Annotated in this window: 18 protein-coding genes; all 18 read left to right on the top strand. The window is 60.2% G+C overall.

Annotated elements, in window-relative coordinates; translation table 11 throughout:
* Position 1 precedes the first annotated feature (1 nt).
* The 18 genes from FHX08_RS10210 (at position 2) to FHX08_RS10295 (ending at position 18,191) form a co-directional block, all read left to right on the top strand.
* The gene (locus tag FHX08_RS10210) at positions 2-1,759 is read left to right on the top strand and encodes a terminase large subunit (RefSeq protein WP_184327135.1); all 1,758 of its coding nucleotides are present in this window, start codon (positions 2-4) and stop codon (positions 1,757-1,759) included.
* The gene (locus tag FHX08_RS10215; RefSeq protein WP_184327137.1) at positions 1,756-3,021 is read left to right on the top strand and encodes a phage portal protein; all 1,266 of its coding nucleotides are present in this window, start codon (positions 1,756-1,758) and stop codon (positions 3,019-3,021) included. Before FHX08_RS10210 ends, FHX08_RS10215 begins: the two co-directional genes overlap by 4 nt.
* 10 nt (positions 3,022-3,031) lie before the next feature.
* Positions 3,032-4,114: a S49 family peptidase gene (locus FHX08_RS10220; RefSeq protein WP_184327138.1), complete on the top strand. Its 1,083-nt coding sequence runs from the start codon at positions 3,032-3,034 to the stop codon at positions 4,112-4,114.
* Positions 4,115-4,125: 11 nt separating this feature from the next.
* On the top strand, positions 4,126-5,313 hold the full coding sequence (locus tag FHX08_RS10225; RefSeq protein WP_184327139.1) for a phage major capsid protein: 1,188 nt from the start codon (positions 4,126-4,128) through the stop codon (positions 5,311-5,313).
* A gap of 56 nt (positions 5,314-5,369) precedes the next feature.
* Positions 5,370-5,621: a hypothetical protein gene (locus FHX08_RS10230; RefSeq protein ID WP_184327141.1), complete on the top strand. Its 252-nt coding sequence runs from the start codon at positions 5,370-5,372 to the stop codon at positions 5,619-5,621.
* 36 nt (positions 5,622-5,657) lie between these two features.
* A complete protein-coding gene (locus FHX08_RS10235) occupies positions 5,658-6,026 on the top strand; it encodes a hypothetical protein (protein ID WP_184327142.1) in 369 nt (122 codons plus the stop codon).
* Positions 6,027-6,035: 9 nt separating this feature from the next.
* Positions 6,036-6,656 carry a hypothetical protein gene (locus FHX08_RS10240; protein WP_184327143.1) on the top strand — a complete coding sequence of 207 codons (621 nt, stop codon included), beginning with the start codon at positions 6,036-6,038 and terminating at the stop codon, positions 6,654-6,656.
* Complete coding sequence (locus tag FHX08_RS10245) at positions 6,653-7,027, top strand: hypothetical protein (protein WP_184327144.1); 375 nt, start codon at positions 6,653-6,655, stop codon at positions 7,025-7,027. Before FHX08_RS10240 ends, FHX08_RS10245 begins: the two co-directional genes overlap by 4 nt.
* On the top strand, positions 7,027-7,692 hold the full coding sequence (locus FHX08_RS10250; RefSeq protein WP_184327145.1) for a hypothetical protein: 666 nt from the start codon (positions 7,027-7,029) through the stop codon (positions 7,690-7,692). Before FHX08_RS10245 ends, FHX08_RS10250 begins: the two co-directional genes overlap by 1 nt.
* The gene (locus FHX08_RS10255) at positions 7,692-8,114 is read left to right on the top strand and encodes a hypothetical protein (protein ID WP_184327146.1); all 423 of its coding nucleotides are present in this window, start codon (positions 7,692-7,694) and stop codon (positions 8,112-8,114) included. Before FHX08_RS10250 ends, FHX08_RS10255 begins: the two co-directional genes overlap by 1 nt.
* A 97-nt stretch (positions 8,115-8,211) precedes the next feature.
* Complete coding sequence (locus tag FHX08_RS10260) at positions 8,212-9,144, top strand: phage tail tube protein (protein ID WP_184327147.1); 933 nt, start codon at positions 8,212-8,214, stop codon at positions 9,142-9,144.
* Positions 9,145-9,250: 106 nt separating this feature from the next.
* Positions 9,251-9,697, top strand: a complete 447-nt coding sequence (locus FHX08_RS10265; protein WP_184327148.1) for a hypothetical protein — start codon at positions 9,251-9,253, stop codon at positions 9,695-9,697.
* Between the two features lie 23 nt (positions 9,698-9,720).
* The gene (locus FHX08_RS10270; RefSeq protein WP_184327149.1) at positions 9,721-10,068 is read left to right on the top strand and encodes a hypothetical protein; all 348 of its coding nucleotides are present in this window, start codon (positions 9,721-9,723) and stop codon (positions 10,066-10,068) included.
* Between the two features lie 30 nt (positions 10,069-10,098).
* Complete coding sequence (locus FHX08_RS10275) at positions 10,099-13,311, top strand: phage tail length tape measure family protein (protein ID WP_184327150.1); 3,213 nt, start codon at positions 10,099-10,101, stop codon at positions 13,309-13,311.
* A complete protein-coding gene (locus tag FHX08_RS10280) occupies positions 13,308-13,661 on the top strand; it encodes a hypothetical protein (protein WP_184327151.1) in 354 nt (117 codons plus the stop codon). The genes FHX08_RS10275 and FHX08_RS10280 overlap by 4 nt, the downstream gene beginning before the upstream one ends.
* Positions 13,658-14,161: a DUF1833 family protein gene (locus tag FHX08_RS10285; protein ID WP_184327152.1), complete on the top strand. Its 504-nt coding sequence runs from the start codon at positions 13,658-13,660 to the stop codon at positions 14,159-14,161. Before FHX08_RS10280 ends, FHX08_RS10285 begins: the two co-directional genes overlap by 4 nt.
* Positions 14,161-14,553, top strand: a complete 393-nt coding sequence (locus FHX08_RS10290; protein WP_184327153.1) for a C40 family peptidase — start codon at positions 14,161-14,163, stop codon at positions 14,551-14,553. The genes FHX08_RS10285 and FHX08_RS10290 overlap by 1 nt, the downstream gene beginning before the upstream one ends.
* Complete coding sequence (locus FHX08_RS10295; RefSeq protein WP_184327154.1) at positions 14,547-18,191, top strand: host specificity factor TipJ family phage tail protein; 3,645 nt, start codon at positions 14,547-14,549, stop codon at positions 18,189-18,191. Before FHX08_RS10290 ends, FHX08_RS10295 begins: the two co-directional genes overlap by 7 nt.
* The last annotated feature ends 50 nt before the right edge of the window (positions 18,192-18,241 follow it).

The raw sequence follows: 18,241 nt of genomic DNA on the forward strand, positions 1-18,241 counted from the left end.
GATGGAAAGTGTTTCCGCCGGCGCAATTCAGGCGGCCGCCGGTGCGCTGCTTTGGCCGAAGCCGGAATGGGTCAAAGAGGCGGTCGCGAAAGGCTGGGAGTGGGTCGGCATTGCGTGGGAGCGTTGTTCGTGCGTTCCTGGCGCTTGGTTCGATGAGGCAAAGGCAGAAAAGGCCGTTCAGCTTTTTCCGCAGGTTTTCCGCCTCACCGATGACCGATTTGCGGGCAAGCCTTTTAAGCTGGCCTTCTGGCAGCAGTGCATCGTCCGTCTTCTTGTCGGTTGGAAAGCTCCAATCGACATCATCGACGAGCAGACCGGTGAGACGAAGTATGAGCATGTGCGGATCTTCCGCCGTCTCATGCTCTGGATACCGCGCAAGAACGGGAAGTCTGAATTTCTAGCGGCGCTGGCGCTGCTGTTCTTCATCCTTGATGGCGTCGTAGGCGGTCAGGGGTACGTTTTCGCGAAGAACGAGGATCAGGCCAAGATCATCTTCAACAAGATGAAGGCCATGATCAGCATGTCGCCGCAGCTCGGCGATACGCAAGTCTTCAAAAAGTCGATCTACATTCCGAAGATCCGGGCGCTGTTCGAGCTTCTATCGGGCAAAGCGGAGGGCAAACACGGCAAATCGCCTACAGTCATTGCGGGCGACGAAATGCACGAGTGGGAAACGCCGGATGTGGCGAACTTCCTGCGGCAGGGTACCGGTACCCGCCTTGAGCCGATCGAGCTTTATGCATCGACTGCTGGGGTGAAATCGAACCGGACGGGATGGGATCTCTGGGAAGAGAGTGTTTCCATCCTTGAGGGTCGCATCGACGATCCAACGACGTTAGTCGTGATCTTCGCACTCGATCCTGACGATGATTGGGCTGACGAGGCAAATTGGCAGAAGGCAAACCCATCTCTCGGGATTTCGCCAACCCTGCAGTTTCTCCGACGCGAAGCCGCAATCGCAAAAGATAACCCTCGGGCCGAGGCGCACTTTCGCTGCTACCACGCAAATCAGTGGATTGACGCTGTTGTACGCTGGCTGAACCTGAAAAAGTGGGATGCCTGCGCCGCCGACAAGAAGATTTGGCGCCGTTGGCGAGACGGCGAGGGTCTGAAAGGTCGAAAGTGCTTCGCGGCGATCGACGTTTCGTCGAGCGATGACTTGACCGCCTTGGTTCTGGCCTTTCCGCCCGACGAGACGTGTGATCGCTGGATTATCACGGCCCGCTTTTGGGTTCCTGAAGACACTGTTGCGCGACGCTCGAAGCAGGATCGGGTCTCATACGACCGATGGGTCAAAGACGAGGCTCTGGAGGTGACGCCCGGAGACTACGTCGACCAGAACTTTGTTCAGCATGCGCTTGAAAATGCCATGTCCATGTTTGACGTATCGCTCATCGGTTACGACCCGTGGAATGCGACAAAGCTCTACACCGACATGGTGAAGGACGGCGTTGATGAAGAACGTTTCCTGAAAATGCGACAAGGCATCCCCACCCTCGGCGAGCCCACGAAGCTCTTCGAGCGCTTGGTAGTCTCTGGAAAGCTTGATCACGGCGGCCATCCAATCCTGCGCTGGATGGCGGGAAACGTGGCCGTAAAGTTCGATGATAATCTGAACTACGCTCCGACCAAGAAAAAGAGCGCCGAGAAAATCGACGGCATTGTCGCCGGCGTAATGGCGGTTGGTCTGACCCTCGCTGACGACGTCTACGTGCCCGACATGGGCGAATACCTCAAGAAACCGGTGATGTCTGCATGACGATCTTCGACGGGATTTTTGGCCGAAGGAAAGTGAAGCTCACCGAGCCCGCGAGCTGGCATACGGATACGGGAACGTGGTCAGGAAAGGCCACCTCTCCTGACGCGGTTCTGCAGTTGGCAACGGCTTGGGCCTGCATCCGCCTCAACGCGAGAACGATGAGTTCTTTGCCGCTCAAGGTGCACTCCAAGAAGACCGGTGAGGTTGACACCTCTCATGTTCTCTATCCGCTGCTGCATGACACGCCAAATGCCGACCAGACGGCTATGGAATTCTGGGAGGGCATCTACGCGTGTCTGAATCTTCGCGGCAATGCCTATGCTGAAAAGGTCTTTAGCGGTGATACGCTGGTTGCGCTCGATCCGATGGACCCGGATTGCACGACGGTCTATCGCTCATATGACGGATCACGGCGATATCGCTACACGAACCAGAAGACCGGGGTGCAGTCGGACTGGGGTGAAGACAAGGTATTTCATCTGCGCGGCTTTGGTGCGGGCGGGATGATGGGGCTTTCGCCTATTGAGTATGGCCGGCAGACTTTAGGCACGGCTCTTGCCGCTGATGAAGTCGCAGGCCGAACCTTTGGCGAGGGACTTCATATTTCTGGCTTCGCTGAAGATCAGCCAGGCGCGAAAACAACGCAGGAACAGCGTGAGCAGCTGGTTTCTCTGTTCGACAAGTTTTCCGGTTCTAAGCGGACGGGAAAGGTTATGCCTTTGCCTCCCGGATTCAGCTTCAAGGCGCTGAACATGAACCCGGAAGACGCGCAGTTGCTTCAGACGCGCGGCTTTCACGTCGAGGAAATCTGCAGATGGTTCGGCACTTTTCCTATCCTGATCGGCCACGCCGCCCAAGGCCAAACGATGTGGGGAACGGGTGTGGAACAGATCAACCTTGCATGGTTGACGCTATACCTTGGCCCTGAGCTTCAGCGGGTCGAGCAGGCCATCGAAAAGCAGCTTATGACGCCTGAGCAGAGAACGAAGGCGTACGTCGAGCACAACGTTGATGCTTTGCTGCGCGCCGATAGCGCCGGCCGCGCCGCCATCATGTCCGTACAGGCCCAGAACGGCCTCAAGACACGAAATGAGCTGCGCAAGAAGGAAAACGACCCTCCATTGCCAGGCGGCGACATCCTGACCGTACAGTCGAACCTCGTCCCGCTCGAAATGCTGGGGAAGGTTCCGACGACGCCAACACCAGACGGCTTCGGCACCATGAAGCCAAGGCCCAAGCCTCAACCTGCTGACGATAAGTAGGAGCCTTCCCATGCACTACCTGCGTATTTTGGCGGCCTTCGCGGGTCAGCCATGGGCGATGCAACCTGAGAAATTGGAGATCATCTCCAGCTTTCTCATGTTCAAGGCGCGCGGCGGATCTTTTACCGCAGAAGAGGTCCAAGCCAGAATTGGCGACTCGCGCAATCCGGATCGCGTTGAACCGCAGGCCGGTATCGCGATATTGCCTGTTCACGGCGTCATCTCGCAGCGGATGGCAATGATGCAGGACGTGAGCGGCGGCGGCGGAACTTCGACAGAGGCCTTGTCGCAGCTCTTCAGGGCAGCCTTGGCCGACGAAGGCGTGAAGGCCATCGTCTTTTCGCATGATAGCCCTGGCGGCGGCACATACGGCGTTGATGAACTGGCCGCCGAGATCCGCAATGCTCGCGGGATAAAGCCAATAATCGCGCAGGTCGACAGCTTGTCCGCGTCGGCGTCCTACTATCTTGCCTCGCAGGCTGATGAGATCGTGGTGACGCCTGGAGGAGAGGCAGGGTCGATCGGCGTCTACTCCGTGCACGAGGATATCTCGAAGCTGCTCGAAAAAGAGGGCGTAAAACCCACTCTCATCCGTGCCCAGCATGGGATCTACAAGGCAGAAACAGCAAACATCAGCCCGCTTTCTAGCGACGCGCGCGATTTCCTTCAGCAGCGCGTCAATCTCGCCGAAGAGGCCTTCATCAACGCGGTCGCCGCCGGCCGGCGCGTTTCGACCGCCACGGTTCGCGACAATTTTGGCAAAGGTCGGATTTTTGGCGCGCAGGAGCTGGTCAAGCGGGGCATGGCCGATCGGATCGGCACCATGCAGGACACTTTGCACCGCCTCGGTGTCTCTTCGCCAAAGATGGGCGCATCTGCAAATTCCCGGCGCATGTTTGCCGCCGGCGAGACGCCCCCGCTTTCACAGATCGAGGATGTCCTGCGCGAGGCAGGCTTCCCCAACGCACTTGCGACCGCATTCGTCTCTCGCGGCAAGGGCGCGCTCCAGAGTGATTCTGGGCCGGAGACGCGGAAACTGTCACCCGATGCGAAAGCATCTCTCGATCAATTCCTGTCCAGATTGGGCAAATAGGAAACTCCATCATGGATAAAGAATTTCAGGATCTGCTCGCGAAGCTGACGGTTCGCGACGATGAGCTTAAGGCGCTCGTCGAAAAGGCGAACAATGAAGCCAAAGCGGCTGGAAATGTCGCGGCCGACACCAAGAGCGCAATCGAGAAGATCGTCGAAGGCAATGCCGCTATTCATGCGCGTCTGCTCGAACTTGAGCAGAAGGCCGCCCGCCGTGCTGGCGGTGACTTCGACCTGCTGAAGTCGACCGGTGAAAGCTTCACCGACAGTGAGGCATTCAAGAAGCTTGCCGCCGACCAGCGTGGCACGGCTCGCATGGCGTTCAAGTCGATCACTATGAACGCCGCCGTTTCCAGCATTACCAGCTCACCGACAGGCACCGGCGGCGTCGGGAATGCCATCGCTCCGGATCGCCTTGCCGGCGTGATCACGCCTCCAAACCGGCGCATGACCATCCGCAGCCTGCTTATGCAGGGTCGCACCGGCTCCAACCTGATCCAGTACGTTCAGGAAACTGGCTTCCAAAACATGGCGGCGCCGGTTGCTGAATCCGCGCTCAAGCCGCAGTCCGACCTGTCGCTCGACCTTGTCGATACGCCGGTTCGGACCATCGCGCACTGGTTTAAGGCATCGGTCCAGGTTCTTGCGGATATCCCACTCCTGCAGTCCTATATCGACGGCCGCGCTCGCTATGGTCTGGAATATCAGGAGGAAGTGCAGCTTCTTGCGGGTGACGGCACTGGTCAGAACCTTGAGGGCCTCATTCCTCAGGCGACTGCTTTCGATACCAACCTCCTCAAGGCCGATGACCAGCAGGTCGATATTCTGCGCCGTGCCATCCTGCAGGTCCGTATCGCCGAATACGCAGCGTCCGGCATTGTGCTCAATCCCAATGATTGGGCCGATATCGAGACGCTGAAAGACGCCAACGGCCGTTACATTTTCGGCAATCCCGGCACCAACCTCCAGCCTCGCATGTGGGGTCTGCCGGTCGTCGACACCAACGCAATGCCGGCAGGTCACTTCATGGTCGGCGCTTTCAACATGGCGGCGCAGGTATTCGATCGCGAAGATGCGAACGTCCAGGTCTCCACGGAGGACGGCGACAACTTCGTCAAGAACATGGTGACGATCCGGGCCGAAGAGCGTCTCGCGCTGGCGGTCTTCCGTCCGCAGAGCTTCGTTTACGGCGCGTTCTAAGAGGTGCTTAAGGGCCGGCTTGGGCCGGCCTTTCTTTCCCACGGGATTTTTCGGTCATGTCCAAGACTATCGAGACTATAGTCCTTAAGCCGCACCTGGCGCCCAATGGCGTGATCGTGCAGAGGGGCGAAACCATCACCGTCGACGAGAAGCGATACAAGCAGCTCGTCAAGAAAGGCTATGTTCCGAACCCCGACTCCTCTGACGAAGAGGAAGTCGACGAGCCCGAGGGCGAGCCTGGAGCAATCACCAACAAGAAGTTCGAGAAGCGGCGGTCGAAGATCGCCGGCAAGAACATCGACGAATAACCCTCTCGCGGCCGCTAGCCGCCAATGGAGATCAACATGCGACGTTTCAAGGTTCCCGTCACGACTGACGGAAGCGGCAACGCCACGGCCTACAGCCCTCGCCTCGCCGGCAAGATCCACAGCATTCAGTATGTGAAAGATGGCGCGAACGCCTACACGGACGGCGTCGACTTCACAATTACCGCCAATGATACCGGTGAGAACATCTGGACCGAAGCCAATGTTAACGCCTCCGCCGTCCGCTATCCGCGTGCGCCGACGCATACGCAGGCTGGTGCTGCGGCTCTCTTCGCCGCCGGTGGCACGCCTGTCCTCGACAGAATTGGTGTCGTTGACAAGCTCAAGATTGTTCTTGCGCAGGGCGGCGCAAACAAAACTGGCGCTTTCCATATTCTCGTCGACTGAGGTCTTGCCATGCTCGTTCGGGTCGTTATTCCCCCAAGTCCGATCGTTTTGCCTGAGGACATTGCCGGTGTTGATGCCGGTGATACGTTCGTCGAGGCCATGATCGCTGCTGTGACGGGGGAAATAGACGGCCCGGACGGATGGCTTGGCCGCTGCCTCGGAGAGCAGACGCTTGAGGCTGCACTTGGATGCTGGCCGCGTTCGCCGGTACGTCTTCCGTACCCTCCCGTGATTGCGGTCGAAGAGGTCCGCTACTTTGATCAGAGTGGGACGGAAGTCTCTCTGTCAGACGGTAGTTTCCAGTCTGCAAATGGCCTCCTTTGGCTTGTCGACGGATTTTCTGTGCCCTCGCTCGCCTCGCGTCCCGATCCGATCGTAATCAGGTACCGAGCCGGCTACGACGAAAACGCGGTTGATGAAGGCGGAACTGGGCAGATTCCAGCCCAGGTAAAGCAGGCGATCATATTATCCGTGCAGCATCTGCGTTCTCTTGGCAAAGATGATCTGTTTCTCCGCGCCGAAGAGGTCGAGGGTGTTGGCCGAACGGAATATACGGTCTCTGAGCAGGCTGGAAATATCATCAGGCAAGCTTCTGATCGCCTTCTCGCCGGTCTGCGGATCTACGCATGACACCTGATCACGCCATCGCCCAGCTCGACGACCAGCTGCTGAAGCACGGGGAAGACATTCTCCTGAGTCGCAGGGTCAGCGGCGGCCCTGATGCGGAGGTGACGTGTCGTGCCCTGGTGCGAGGTATCAGGGCGGAACAGATCGTTGGCACGATTACGCAGCTCGACCTGAACGTCATCATTTCGCCGACGCAGATCCTGACAGCAGGTTGGCCAAGCGGTGATCCGCCGGCGCCAGGTGCTGTCGATCCGCGGTTGCCGAGGGTGGCAGATTTCCTGGTGATCAAGGGCCGTGAACGCCAGGTAAAGATGTCCGATCCAATTTACCTGCATGGGCAGTGGGTGCGCTGCAATCTTGTGGTAGCGGGCTGATGGCTTCGTCCTTCGACTTCTTCGATCGCGACCTGAAACTTGCGACGCAGGATCTTGAGCCCGCCGCCATTCGCTCGGCGCTGGCGAGCTTTGCCAAGCAAAGCGTTGCGGAGGTGATTGCGTCTGGCCGCGCGTCGCCGACCTATAACAGGTACGTCAATGGCAGGCCGGGGCTGAAGGAAGAGGCCGTCGAGCTGCCGGGACCTATCGTTTATGAGTTTGCGCTCTGGGATGCGGTGATCAAGTTTGCGCTCAACGAGCTGCGCATGCGGTCGCCAGTCAAGAGCGGAAGATTTCGGGAATCGTTCATCGTCCTGGCGAACCAGAGGCTCGTTACAGATTTCGATAGCATAGATCCCGACGCCGAGGTCATCATCACGAATTTTCAGCCTTATATCCGCAAGGTCGAGGCCGGGGTGATCGGAAACCGGAAGCGCAATCAGGTCTTCGACGCAGCCAAGCGAGCGCTTGCAAGTGCCTTCGGTGCTGGCGGCGGCCGTAATTCGGCCGGTGCCTTCGTCTTCGAAACGCGGTGGCTCGAGGTGCGAGCGGGCGTTCATGCGGGGATGCCGTACATTCTGAAGGGTTCTCAAGGCCGCCGCAAAGACCGGCAGGCTGGCCAGTCGATCACCTATCCGTCAATCATCATCAACCAGGCGGCCTGATGTCCAGCTTTGCCACGTTCAACGCGTTCCGTACTCGCCTCGCCGACTGGACGGCGACGCCCGTCATATTCGAGAACGAGTTTGCCCAGGATCTGCTGGAAAAGAACACTCAGGCCTTCGTCTATGTCGAGATCTTCGGCGACAGCTACGACCAGGACAGCGTCGGAGCGCCGGGCAGCAACATGTTCCTCGAAGAGGGCGTCACATGGATGCACGTCATGACGCGTTCCGGCAAGGGAAGCGCACAGGCGCGCCAATATGCAGACCAGCTGCTGAACCTCTTTCGCGAGCAGCCGATCGGCGAATTGTTCATGCCGCAGATGTCGATTGGTGCAGGCGATCCTGGGCATGACTTTCCGAACTATTTCTCGATCGCGGCCATCATCCGGTGGCGTCGCCGAGACATTACCAATCTCGGCTAACGGAATTCCGGCTCTGCCGGTTGCCTTATCCGCGCCTTAGGCAAGCGCGCCCGCCAACGTCTGAGACGTGGGCAATCCCTTGGATGGAGCCTTTAAAATGACGGTAGCTGACGGCAGTCAGGTACGGCTGGCCGATGTCTCGGAAGCGACCATCGGCACGACGCCTGCCAATCCTGTTTTCCAGATCATGCGCTATGTGAACTCGGAAGTTCGCATCAGCAAGCAGACGGACACGCCGAACGAGATCCGCGCCGACCGTAACGTCGCCTCGATCGTCGATGTCGGTCGTTCCGTGCAGGGACCGATCAACACGTTCCTGTCGTTCGGCACGTTCGACACATGGCTGCAGCGTCTGCTCTGCTCCACCTGGAATGCCGACGTCCTGAAGAACGGTGTGCAGCAGCAGGCGGCGACGCTCGAATTCTTCTACGAGCAGGGCGCGACGGACAGCTACATCCGTTACCAGGCCTGCCGCTGGGATACGCTCGCGCTAGCCTTGCGCGCCCGCCAGTCGGTACAGGCGAACTGGGGCATCAGGGGTATTCGTTCGCCGGACCCGACGAATGCGATCATTGCCGGCGCCACCTATACACCGGCGACGGTAACGCCAGTTTTCAATGCTGGCCTGAACGTTTCGGCGCTCTCGTTCACCGGTCTCGCCAATGCTCCCAAGGTGCAGGCGATGACCATGAACATCGCCAACAACGTCTATCAGAACGACGTCCTCGGCAATTACGAGCCCTATAGCCATGGCCTCGGCCGCTTCGAGGTGACGGGTTCGCTGACGACGTATTTCGAGACGGTCGACGCCTATCAGGCCATCCTCGATCACGACGATGTCGCCATTTCCACGACGCTCCTGGATGCCTTGGGCAACTCCTACGTCATCCAGCTTCCGAAGACGAAATTCCTCGACGGCGGCCCCACGGTCGCAGGCAACGGTCAGGCAGTCATGATCGAAGTTCCCTATCAGGCCTACTTCGACGCGACGGCCGGCGCCTCGATCGTGATCACGCGCGACGCGGCATAACCAAATCGCCAGCGCACGCCTTTCCGCGCTGGCGTACCGGGCGGTGAGCAGCGTCGGGACTGCTCACCGCTCACCTTTCCCGAAATCCCGATCCATGGAGCCCCTTATGAGTGTTGTTAAGATTGCATCCCTGCGTGCCGACCTGAAGCGTGAGGCGGAAGGCGATTGGGTGCCCTTCCCGGACTGGGGCGGCGGTGTGCAGTTCAACGTATCGTCCCTGCATCTGCCGGCGTTTCAGACGGCGCGCGATGATCTCCTGTTGCGGATTGCCCGGCAGGCCAACCAGCCGAAGCCGAAGGCGGGCGAGGAAGCGCCGCCGAAGCTCGATCTAAAGGTCGAACTCGGCAAGCTTTATGCCACGCACATTCTGCACGACTGGAGCGGCCTTGACCTCGAATATTCGCCTGCGACGGCGATGGAGATCCTCTCCGATCCGGAATATCGGAACATCGTCGCGGCCGTGGAGTGGTGCGCCGCTAAGCTCTCCGAAGTGAATGTCGAATTCATCGAGGACGAAGCAAAAAACTCCGGAAAGCCTTCCGCAGCCGCATAAGCGGGCCGAAGGCGCCACCAGAAATGCTCGAATGGCTCGCCGAGCTGTTCGAGCAGGAACCGGACAAGGAATGGCTGAGGCCGCGCCAACCGACAGTGTCGGACGATTTCGACCCGCAGGCATGGCATGCCATGTATTTCGAGGCCTTCGACGCCCTGCAATATGATCGCTTCTATGGTGCGATGGGTGGCGAAGGACCGATCTATTATACGGCTCTCAGCCAGTATGCCCGCGATCACGGCATTACCGGCGATCGGCTGAAGCGGTTCCATGTTTTCATGAATGCGATCGACGGCGAATGGCTGAAGATCCAGCGCGAGCGCTCCGAAGCCGCCGAGGCCGAGCGCAAGAAGAAAGCGGCGCAGCAATAGGGCTGCGCCATCCTTCCACGAGGCGGTATCTTGGCTAACGTTGAAGTCCGTACGCTCCGCGTCTCGGCAGAGATGGATGCGAGCAAGTACACTGCTGGCGCGCAGGAAAAGGTCAATGCCGATGACCGCATGCGGCAGGCAGGTAAAGGCCTCGGTGATTCCTTCACCGAGAACGAGCAGAAGATCAGCAATTCCGGCAATGTGCTGTCGAAGCTCTCTCGGCAGTATATCGACGGCTATGCCAATGCCCAGCGCTTCAACCAGGCGATCAACCAGCTGACGCGCGGTGTTGAGACCGGCAAGATCCAGATGACGGAAGCGTCCGCCATCCTCGACGGCGTCTATCGTAAATATGGCCTCATGGCTGATGCGGCGAAGATTGCCGAGCGCGGGCAGACTGAACTTGCGAAGGCCGTCCAGCTTGCGAACGCTCGCCTCGAACAGCAGACCAAGGTCAACAGCGGCGGCGCGGCCAACGATAACGAAGCCCAGTATCGACGTCAGAACCTTGGCTTTCAGCTGCAGGATATTGGCGTCTCGCTCTATGGCGGCATGCCGGTCACGACGGTTCTTGCCCAGCAAGGTTCGCAGATTCTGGGCCTTTATGCCGGCGCCGGTGGCGTCAATGCTGCTCTGAAGGATTTTCAGGCCATCCTTGCCGGCCTGGTGCGCTATGTCGCGCCATTCGCGGCGGCCGGCGTTCTCGCCTACGGTGCCTACAAGATCTTCGCGGCAAACACGGTCGAGGCAAAGCTTGCCGTTGACGACATGACGAAGGCGCTGGCGGCGCAGGCTCAACCCATGAGCGCAGTGCAGTCGCAGCTGACCGAACTGCAGAAGCTTCAGAGCGAATACGCCAAGGCGCTCAATACCACTGCGCGCACGCATGATGTGGCCTCGGCCGCGATCGTCGCCAACACCCAAAAGGAATACGAGGCCAAGCGCGCGCTTCTCGAAATCGAGCTGAAGCGGCAGGAGGCGGCGCGCGCCGTCGCCCAGTCCGAGCTGGAAATCACCGGGCTGCGCCTCAAAAGCGCAATCGCCCAGCAGGTTACGACCAACCTGGATCTGGAGCGGCAGGGCTTCTCCGATCCACGCATCGGCCGTTTCGTCCAGGTTCCGGACACCATTACAGGTCTCCAGAAGACCCGTGATGTGCTGGCAAACAACGAACTCACCGACAAGGTGAAAGAGCTTCGGGCAAATCTCAGCCTGACAGATATCGCGCTGCAGAAGCTGCGTGAGGGGCTCGGGCTGGTCGGCCCTGCAGCTTCCGGCCAGGTCGGTGCTATCAACGAGCTGTCAAAGGCGCTCAAGGAGCTACAGGAGGTCGGCAAGGCCGCGCTTTCGCCGGCCGACGAGGCTGCGCGCCGCGCCATGGCTGCGGTTCCCGTCGTCAACGGCATTCTCGACGAGGAGAGCCGCCGCAGGGTGCTCGCTGCGCAGCGCGCGGCACAGCGGCGGCTGGATAACCAGAACCCGACGATCACCAATGGCGACGGCGTTCGCGTGGCTGTTCCCACTCCAACGCAGCGACCGAATGTCGAACTTGAGGGGCTTCCAGGGGATGCCAAGACGCAGAAATCAACTGCCGAAGCTTATCGCGACCTGGTGAAGAATGCGCGCGACCGCATCGAGCAAATGGAACTCGAGGCGAAGGTAGCGGGCGAAACCGGTATTGCCGCCGAAAAGATGCGCATGCAGCTCGATCTTCTGCAGCAAGCGCAGGACAAGGGCCGCACGGTCACGGCGGCGCAGCGGGCGGAAATTGAGAAACTCGCGGAAGCATACGGCAGGGCTGCGACAGAGGCGGCCAAGGTGCGCCTCAATGCCGATCTGCGCTTCGAGCGCGAGCAAATCTTTCGCACGTCCGGCGATCAGGAAATCGCTTCACGCCTTCGCGGCGCCGGCTTGCCGGTCGATCTAAGTTCGCAGGAAGCGCAGATCATGCGCGACAACATGCGTATCGAGGAGCTTCGAGCCGGGGTGAAGGGATTCTTCACTGATTTCCGTGATGGGCTCACGCAGGGCGACAGCTTCGGCAAGGCCCTCGGTGATGCTGTCATTAATGCGCTCACAAATGCCGTCAATAAGCTAAGCGAGCGATGGATCGACCAGCTGGTCAACTCACTCCTCGGCGGTGTCTCTGGCGGCGGCCTGCTGTCTAAGGTCGGCGTTGGTTCGATCGCAGCCAATGACAATGTCGGTGCTGCGCCGGTTGTCCCGGTAACCCGCGCGCCATTGGGCGATATCACCTCCTACGCGGCCGCCATTAAGTCGATCGAGAGCAGCGGCAACTATTCAGCCCTTGGCCCTTTTACTGCGACCGGCGACCGTGCCTATGGCGCGTATCAGGTCATGGGCGCCAATGTGGGGCCGTGGACCAAACAGGCGCTCGGCTATTCGCTTTCGCCATCTCAGTTCCTGGCGAGTCCGTCCGCGCAAGATGCAGTCTTTAACGACAGGTTCGGCAGCTATGTCGGAAAGTACGGGGCCTCAGGTGCGGCGCAAGCATGGTTCGGCGGTCCCGGTTCGGTCGGTCGCGGCGCATCGTGGGCCGATCAGTTGGGCACGACCGGGACGCAGTATGTCGACAAGTTCAACGCCTCTCTGTCTCGCCTCTCTGGCACGACCGACGTAACAAGCGCTGGCTTCAAGGGCATCAATCCGGCCCTCGGATCTGCGGCGCAAGGTCTCAACCAGTTCGGTAGCGGCGTCGGTACGCTCGGTCAGAACCTTGCGAACGCCTTTCCGGCGGCGCCGTCGTCGGGCGGCGGGCTGTTCAGCAAGTTGTTCGGCGGTCTGTTTGGCGGCGGGCTGAATGCATTTGGCACGTCCGTGCTCGGTACTTCCGCCCAGTTCGCCGGCGCGTGGGCACGCGGCGGTATCGGCCTCTATGCCAGCGGCACGGACTATGCGCCAGGCGGTCTTGCAGTCGTGGGCGAAGGCGGCCGGGAACTGGTCAACCTTCCGCGCGGCTCTCAGGTCATCCCGAACCACAGGACTGAAGCGATGCTTTCGGGCGTCGGCGGTGGATCGCCCACGACCGTGATTTTCAAGCCGAACATCATCAACAACAATGGATCGAACGTGCGGACAGAGCGACGCGACACAAACGACGGGCCTCAGTTCGATATCATCATCGACGAGGCGGTCGCCAACAATATGAGCACGCCAGGATCGCGTTCGCGCCGTGCCGTGAAGTCACAGTGGGGCCTCTCTGAAACGTTGGCGCGCCGATGACCGTTCCAGTATGGCCCGCCACCTTGCCACAGGTGTTTCTGCGCGACGGCTATGATGCGCAGGGCGCCGACAATCTGATCGCCTCCAGTGTCTCCATCGGTCCTGCCAAGGTTCGTCGGCGCACGACGGCGGCCGTCAAGCCGTTGTCCGGTTCGATGATCATGTCGAGCACGCAGTTTCAGGTGCTTGTCGATTTCATCGAAAACGACATCGCCGACCGCGCGAAGGCCTTCACCTTCCCTGATCCGCATGGCGGCGCGCCGCTCTTGGTTCGAATGACGCAGCCAATCAAAGAGGCCTCTGTCGGTGCGGATTGGCGCATCCAGATCGTTCTGGAGGTACTGCCATGAGCCGCGATGTCAGCGCCCGCTTTCGCAGTGCGGTCTATGCGCAGGAGACGGACGAGGTTCCGATCTGCCTTCTGACCGTCACGCATGAAAGCCTGTCGGAGCCGATCTTCATCTCCAGCGATCCGACCACTCGGCTTTCCGATGATCCCTTGCTCTACGGGACGGAAAGCCGCGGCGAGCAGTTCATCTTCCTGCCGTTCGAATTCACGCTGGCGGACGATGTAAGCGATAGCGCGCCAAAGGTGGCGCTCACGATGGATAGCATCGACCGGTCGCTCGTGCCGATCCTACGTTCCTTCGCAACGCCGCCGAGCGTCAAGCTGGAAATCGTCCTGGCTTCCGATCCCGATATCGTCGAGATCACCATGCCGGTGCTGCAGATGTCGGATGCGACGATCGAGGACAAGTATATCTCGACCAATGTCGTCGCCGACGGCCTGATCAACGAACCGCATCCCGCTCGGCAGTTCACGCCTGGCAGTTTTCCGGGGCTGTTCTGATGGAGCGGTTCATCGGCATTCCCTACCGGCCGCACGGCAGAGACTACGACGGCGCAGATTGCTGGGGCATCCTCTATCTCTATTACCGGGATGTGCTCGGCCGGCAGATCCCATCCTATTCCGCCGAGATGCGGGAGCTGGAGTTTCACCGGCGCGAGATCGCGCGGCTGATCATTGCCGAAAAAGGCAATCATTGGGCAGAGGTCGCCACACCGGCGCCAGGTGATTGCGTGCTGATGCGCGTCGGCCGCGATGAAAGCCATGTCGGCGTCTTCATCGGTGGCGACCGCATGCTTCATTCCGAGGGGCCGCACCCCTCACAGATCGAACGGATGGGCGATATGCGCTGGCGCAATCGCATCGTCGGGTTTTTCAGGTATCTCCCATGCTGACAGTCCGCAATGCGGATGCTGAGATCATCGCCCCTGGCGAGCGGGTTGACGTCTATATGCGTCGGTCGCCGCTCCGTCAGCAGCGCGATCACATTCAGGTGCCGGCGGGCCTGTCGATCGACGAGATTATCGGCTGCTGCGGGCTTGAGCCTGTGCGGCTGCATGTGAGCATCAGCGGCCACGTGATCGAGCCGCAGAACTGGGCGCGTGTTCGCGTCAAGCCTGGCGTCTCTGTCGTTATCGTCAAAGTGCCTGGCAAGGGAGCGCTGCGCGCGATCGCGGGGCTCGTCGTGGCGCTCTTTGCTGCTGTGGTGGCTCCATGGCTGGCGACTGCGGTGTTTGGACTTACGGCCGGAACGACTGCCTTCAGCGTCGCCACCGGCCTGATCGGAGCCGGCATCTCGATTGCCGGGTCTCTGCTCATCAACGCGCTCTTCCCGGTGGCAAAGCCTGATTCCCTGCCGGACACGAAGCCGCTCTATTCCATCGGCGGCGCGCAGAACCAGGCGGCGCAATATGGCGCCATACCTGAGATCTTCGGCGTTCACCGGATCTCGCCGCCCTATGCCGCCGGTGCCTATACCGAGCTGGAGGGGGACGATCAGTATCTCCGCATGCTCTTCGTCGTCGGTTATGGCCCGATCAACATTTCCGACCTGAAGATCGGCGAAACCGCGATCAGCAAGTTCGAAGATGTCACTTACGAGATCATTGCCGATCATACGGTGACGCCCGTCACCCTCTACACCAAGCCTGTCTATCAGGAGGATGTTTCCGTCCTTCTCGACGGGCCGACAGGTTGGGTGCAGCGTACCACGGCCGACAACGTCGATGTCATATCGGTGGACGTAAGCGCGCCGAACGGCGTCTATCGCGTCAAGGCGAAGGATGGTTCGCGCGTCAATTACACGGTCACGGTTGCGGTCCAATACAAGCTTTCGTCCAGCTCCGCCTGGCTGAACATGGGCACGATCGATCTCACTTCGAATTCGCCGCAGGCAGTTCGGCGCACCCTGGCTGTGTCCGTGGCGCGCGGCAAATACGATATCCGTCTCAGCAAGTCGTCGCCAGACTATAGCGGCGGCAAGGATACCGTGGCCGAGACCGTTTATTGGACGGCCGTTCGCGGTCGCCGCAATGACCCGGTCATCAGCTTCCCGAAGCCGTTGACGCTGATCGCCATGCGCATTCGTGCGACCGGCCAGCTGAACGGCACGGTCAACACGCTCAACTGCATCGCCAGCCCGAAAATTCGCGCTTGGAATGGCAGCGCGTGGGTTCCGGGTCAGGTCACGCGCAACCCTGCTGATCACTTCCGCCAGGTGCTGCAGGGCAATGCCAATGCCCGCCCGGTTGCCGACGTCATGATTGACCTTGCGAGCCTGCAGGATTGGCACGCCTACTGCGCCGCGAACGGCTTCACGTTTGATTTCGTCGCGAGTGAACAGATGTCGGTCTACGATCGGCTGACGCAGATCGCTGCGGCCGGCCGTGCCGCCGTGTCGTTCCGCGATGGGCGATGGGGCGTTGTCTGGGATATCGCGGATTCGCCCATCGTCCAGCATTTCACGCCGCGCAACTCGAAGAACTTCTCCTCAGTTCGGGCCTACGCGGATCTTCCGCATGGCTGGCGGGTCAAGTTCATCAACGGCAAGAACGGCTACCTCAACGATGAGCGCGTCGTCTATGACGACGGCTATACGGTCAGCAATGCCACCAAGTTCGAAGGCATCGATTTTCCCGGCGTTACCGATCCTGATCTGATCTGGAAACACGGCCGCTATCACATCGCCCAGCTGCGGCTGCAGCGTGAGACCTATACTCTCGATACCGATTTCGAGCACCTGGTCTGCACGCGTGGCGATCGCGTGCGCGTCAACCATGATGTCGTCCTCTGGGGCGCAGGTGCTGCGCGCGTCAAATCCGTCACCGCTTCGCCGGCTGGCGTCGTTCTCGACGACACCATGACGATGCAGGCGGGCAAGACCTATTCGATGCGGTTCCGGCTGGCGAATGGCTCCTCGATCGTGCGCACGATCGCCGGCGTCGACGGCGAGTTTAACGCCTTCACGTTTGCCGATACCGGCGCGCTGCCATCGCCTGGAGATCTCGCCCTCTTTGGCGAGAATGGCTTTGAAAGCGTCGTGCTCCGCGTCAAGAGCATCATGGCGCGGCAGGATCTCTCTGCACGGCTGGAGCTGGTCGACGACGCGCCCGGCATCATGCAGGCAGACAAGGGAACGATACCGCCGTTCCAGACCGGAATTGCACCGATACCAGACTACCGCGCTTCCGCGCCGACCGGCCTCGACTATTCGGAGACGATCTGGACGACAAATCCGGCGACCTCGGAAATCGATCTCGTGTGGCAGGCGCCGGTCATTGGGGCTGCGGCCTCCTACATCGTGCAGTTTCGCCGGTCTGGTGACGACGCGTGGATCACCGTGCCGAGCGTGAGTGCGCCGGCCGCCAAACTCGTCGATCTTGCTTCTGGTGTCTACGACGTGCGCGTCAGGGCGATCTTCTCCAACGGCGACCTTTCCGGCTTCGCAACCGGCTCGTTCGTCTGCGCGATCTTTGCCTCCAATCCCGCCGATGTCACCGATTTCCGTGTCGCCATCAGCGGCGATGTCGCGATGCTGCAGTGGGATGCGCAGACCGATCAGGCGGTTTCTCATTTCGAGATCCGGTTCTCCCCGGCGCTCACCGGCGCCACCTGGCAGGCGGCGTCGCAGCTCCGCGAGCGCGTCTTGGGAGCGCAGGCGCAAGTACCTGCGATGGTGGGGACATACCTGATCAAGGCGGTGAGCTTTGCGGGGCTGATGTCGATCAACGCAGCGCTTATCGTCAGCTCGGTCAATCCGCTCACGGCATTCAACGCCGTCGAGGCGCTCGACGAGGCTCCAGCCTTCGCCGGCAGTAAAGACGGCGTTATCAAGGTTGGCAGTGAATTGCGCCTCGATACCGCAAGCGATCTCTTTGCGCTGGTCGATTGGTTTTCCGTCGAGGATTACTTCCTGTCGCTCGGCGGCTTCCTGAGCGAAGGCGTCTACGATTTCGCCGACATCATCGATCTCGGCGAGGTCTACACCTCGCGTGTGAGTGCCAATATTGCCGCATTTGGATTGGTTGCCAGCCTCGACCTGTTCAACCGCGCGGACTGGTTCGACGTCCCGGACTATTTTGGTCTCGCGTCCGACGCTCTGTGGAACGTGCGCGTCGAGGTATCCTCGACGACTGACGATCCGGCCGGATCGCCGGTCTGGACGGATTGGGCGCAGCTGGTCACGGCCGATGTGTCTGCGCGCGCCTATCGCTTACGCGCCCGGCTTCTGTCGTTCCAGTTCGATGTTACCCCTGTCGTGCAGGGCCTCTCCGTGACCGTCGATATGCCGGATCGGGTGATCGCCGAAAACGACCTGGTCGTTACGACGAGCGGTCGCTCAATCAGCTTTTCGCCGCCCTATTACGAGCTGAGCGGCGTGTCGATCGCAGCCCAGAACATGGCGACCGGCGACTATTACGAGATCACCGGCAAGACCAATGCCGGCTTCCACATCGTCTTCAAAAATGCTGCGGGCGCGCCGGTTTCCCGGACGTTCGACTATGTTGCAAAGGGATATGGTTACATCCAATGACACAGGCGACAATCTTCAGCGTCCCCCTCGTTGGTCCGTCTTCGCCGAGC

This window comes from Rhizobium sp. BK529 (assembly GCF_014194105.1).
GTDB lineage: Bacteria > Pseudomonadota > Alphaproteobacteria > Rhizobiales > Rhizobiaceae > Rhizobium.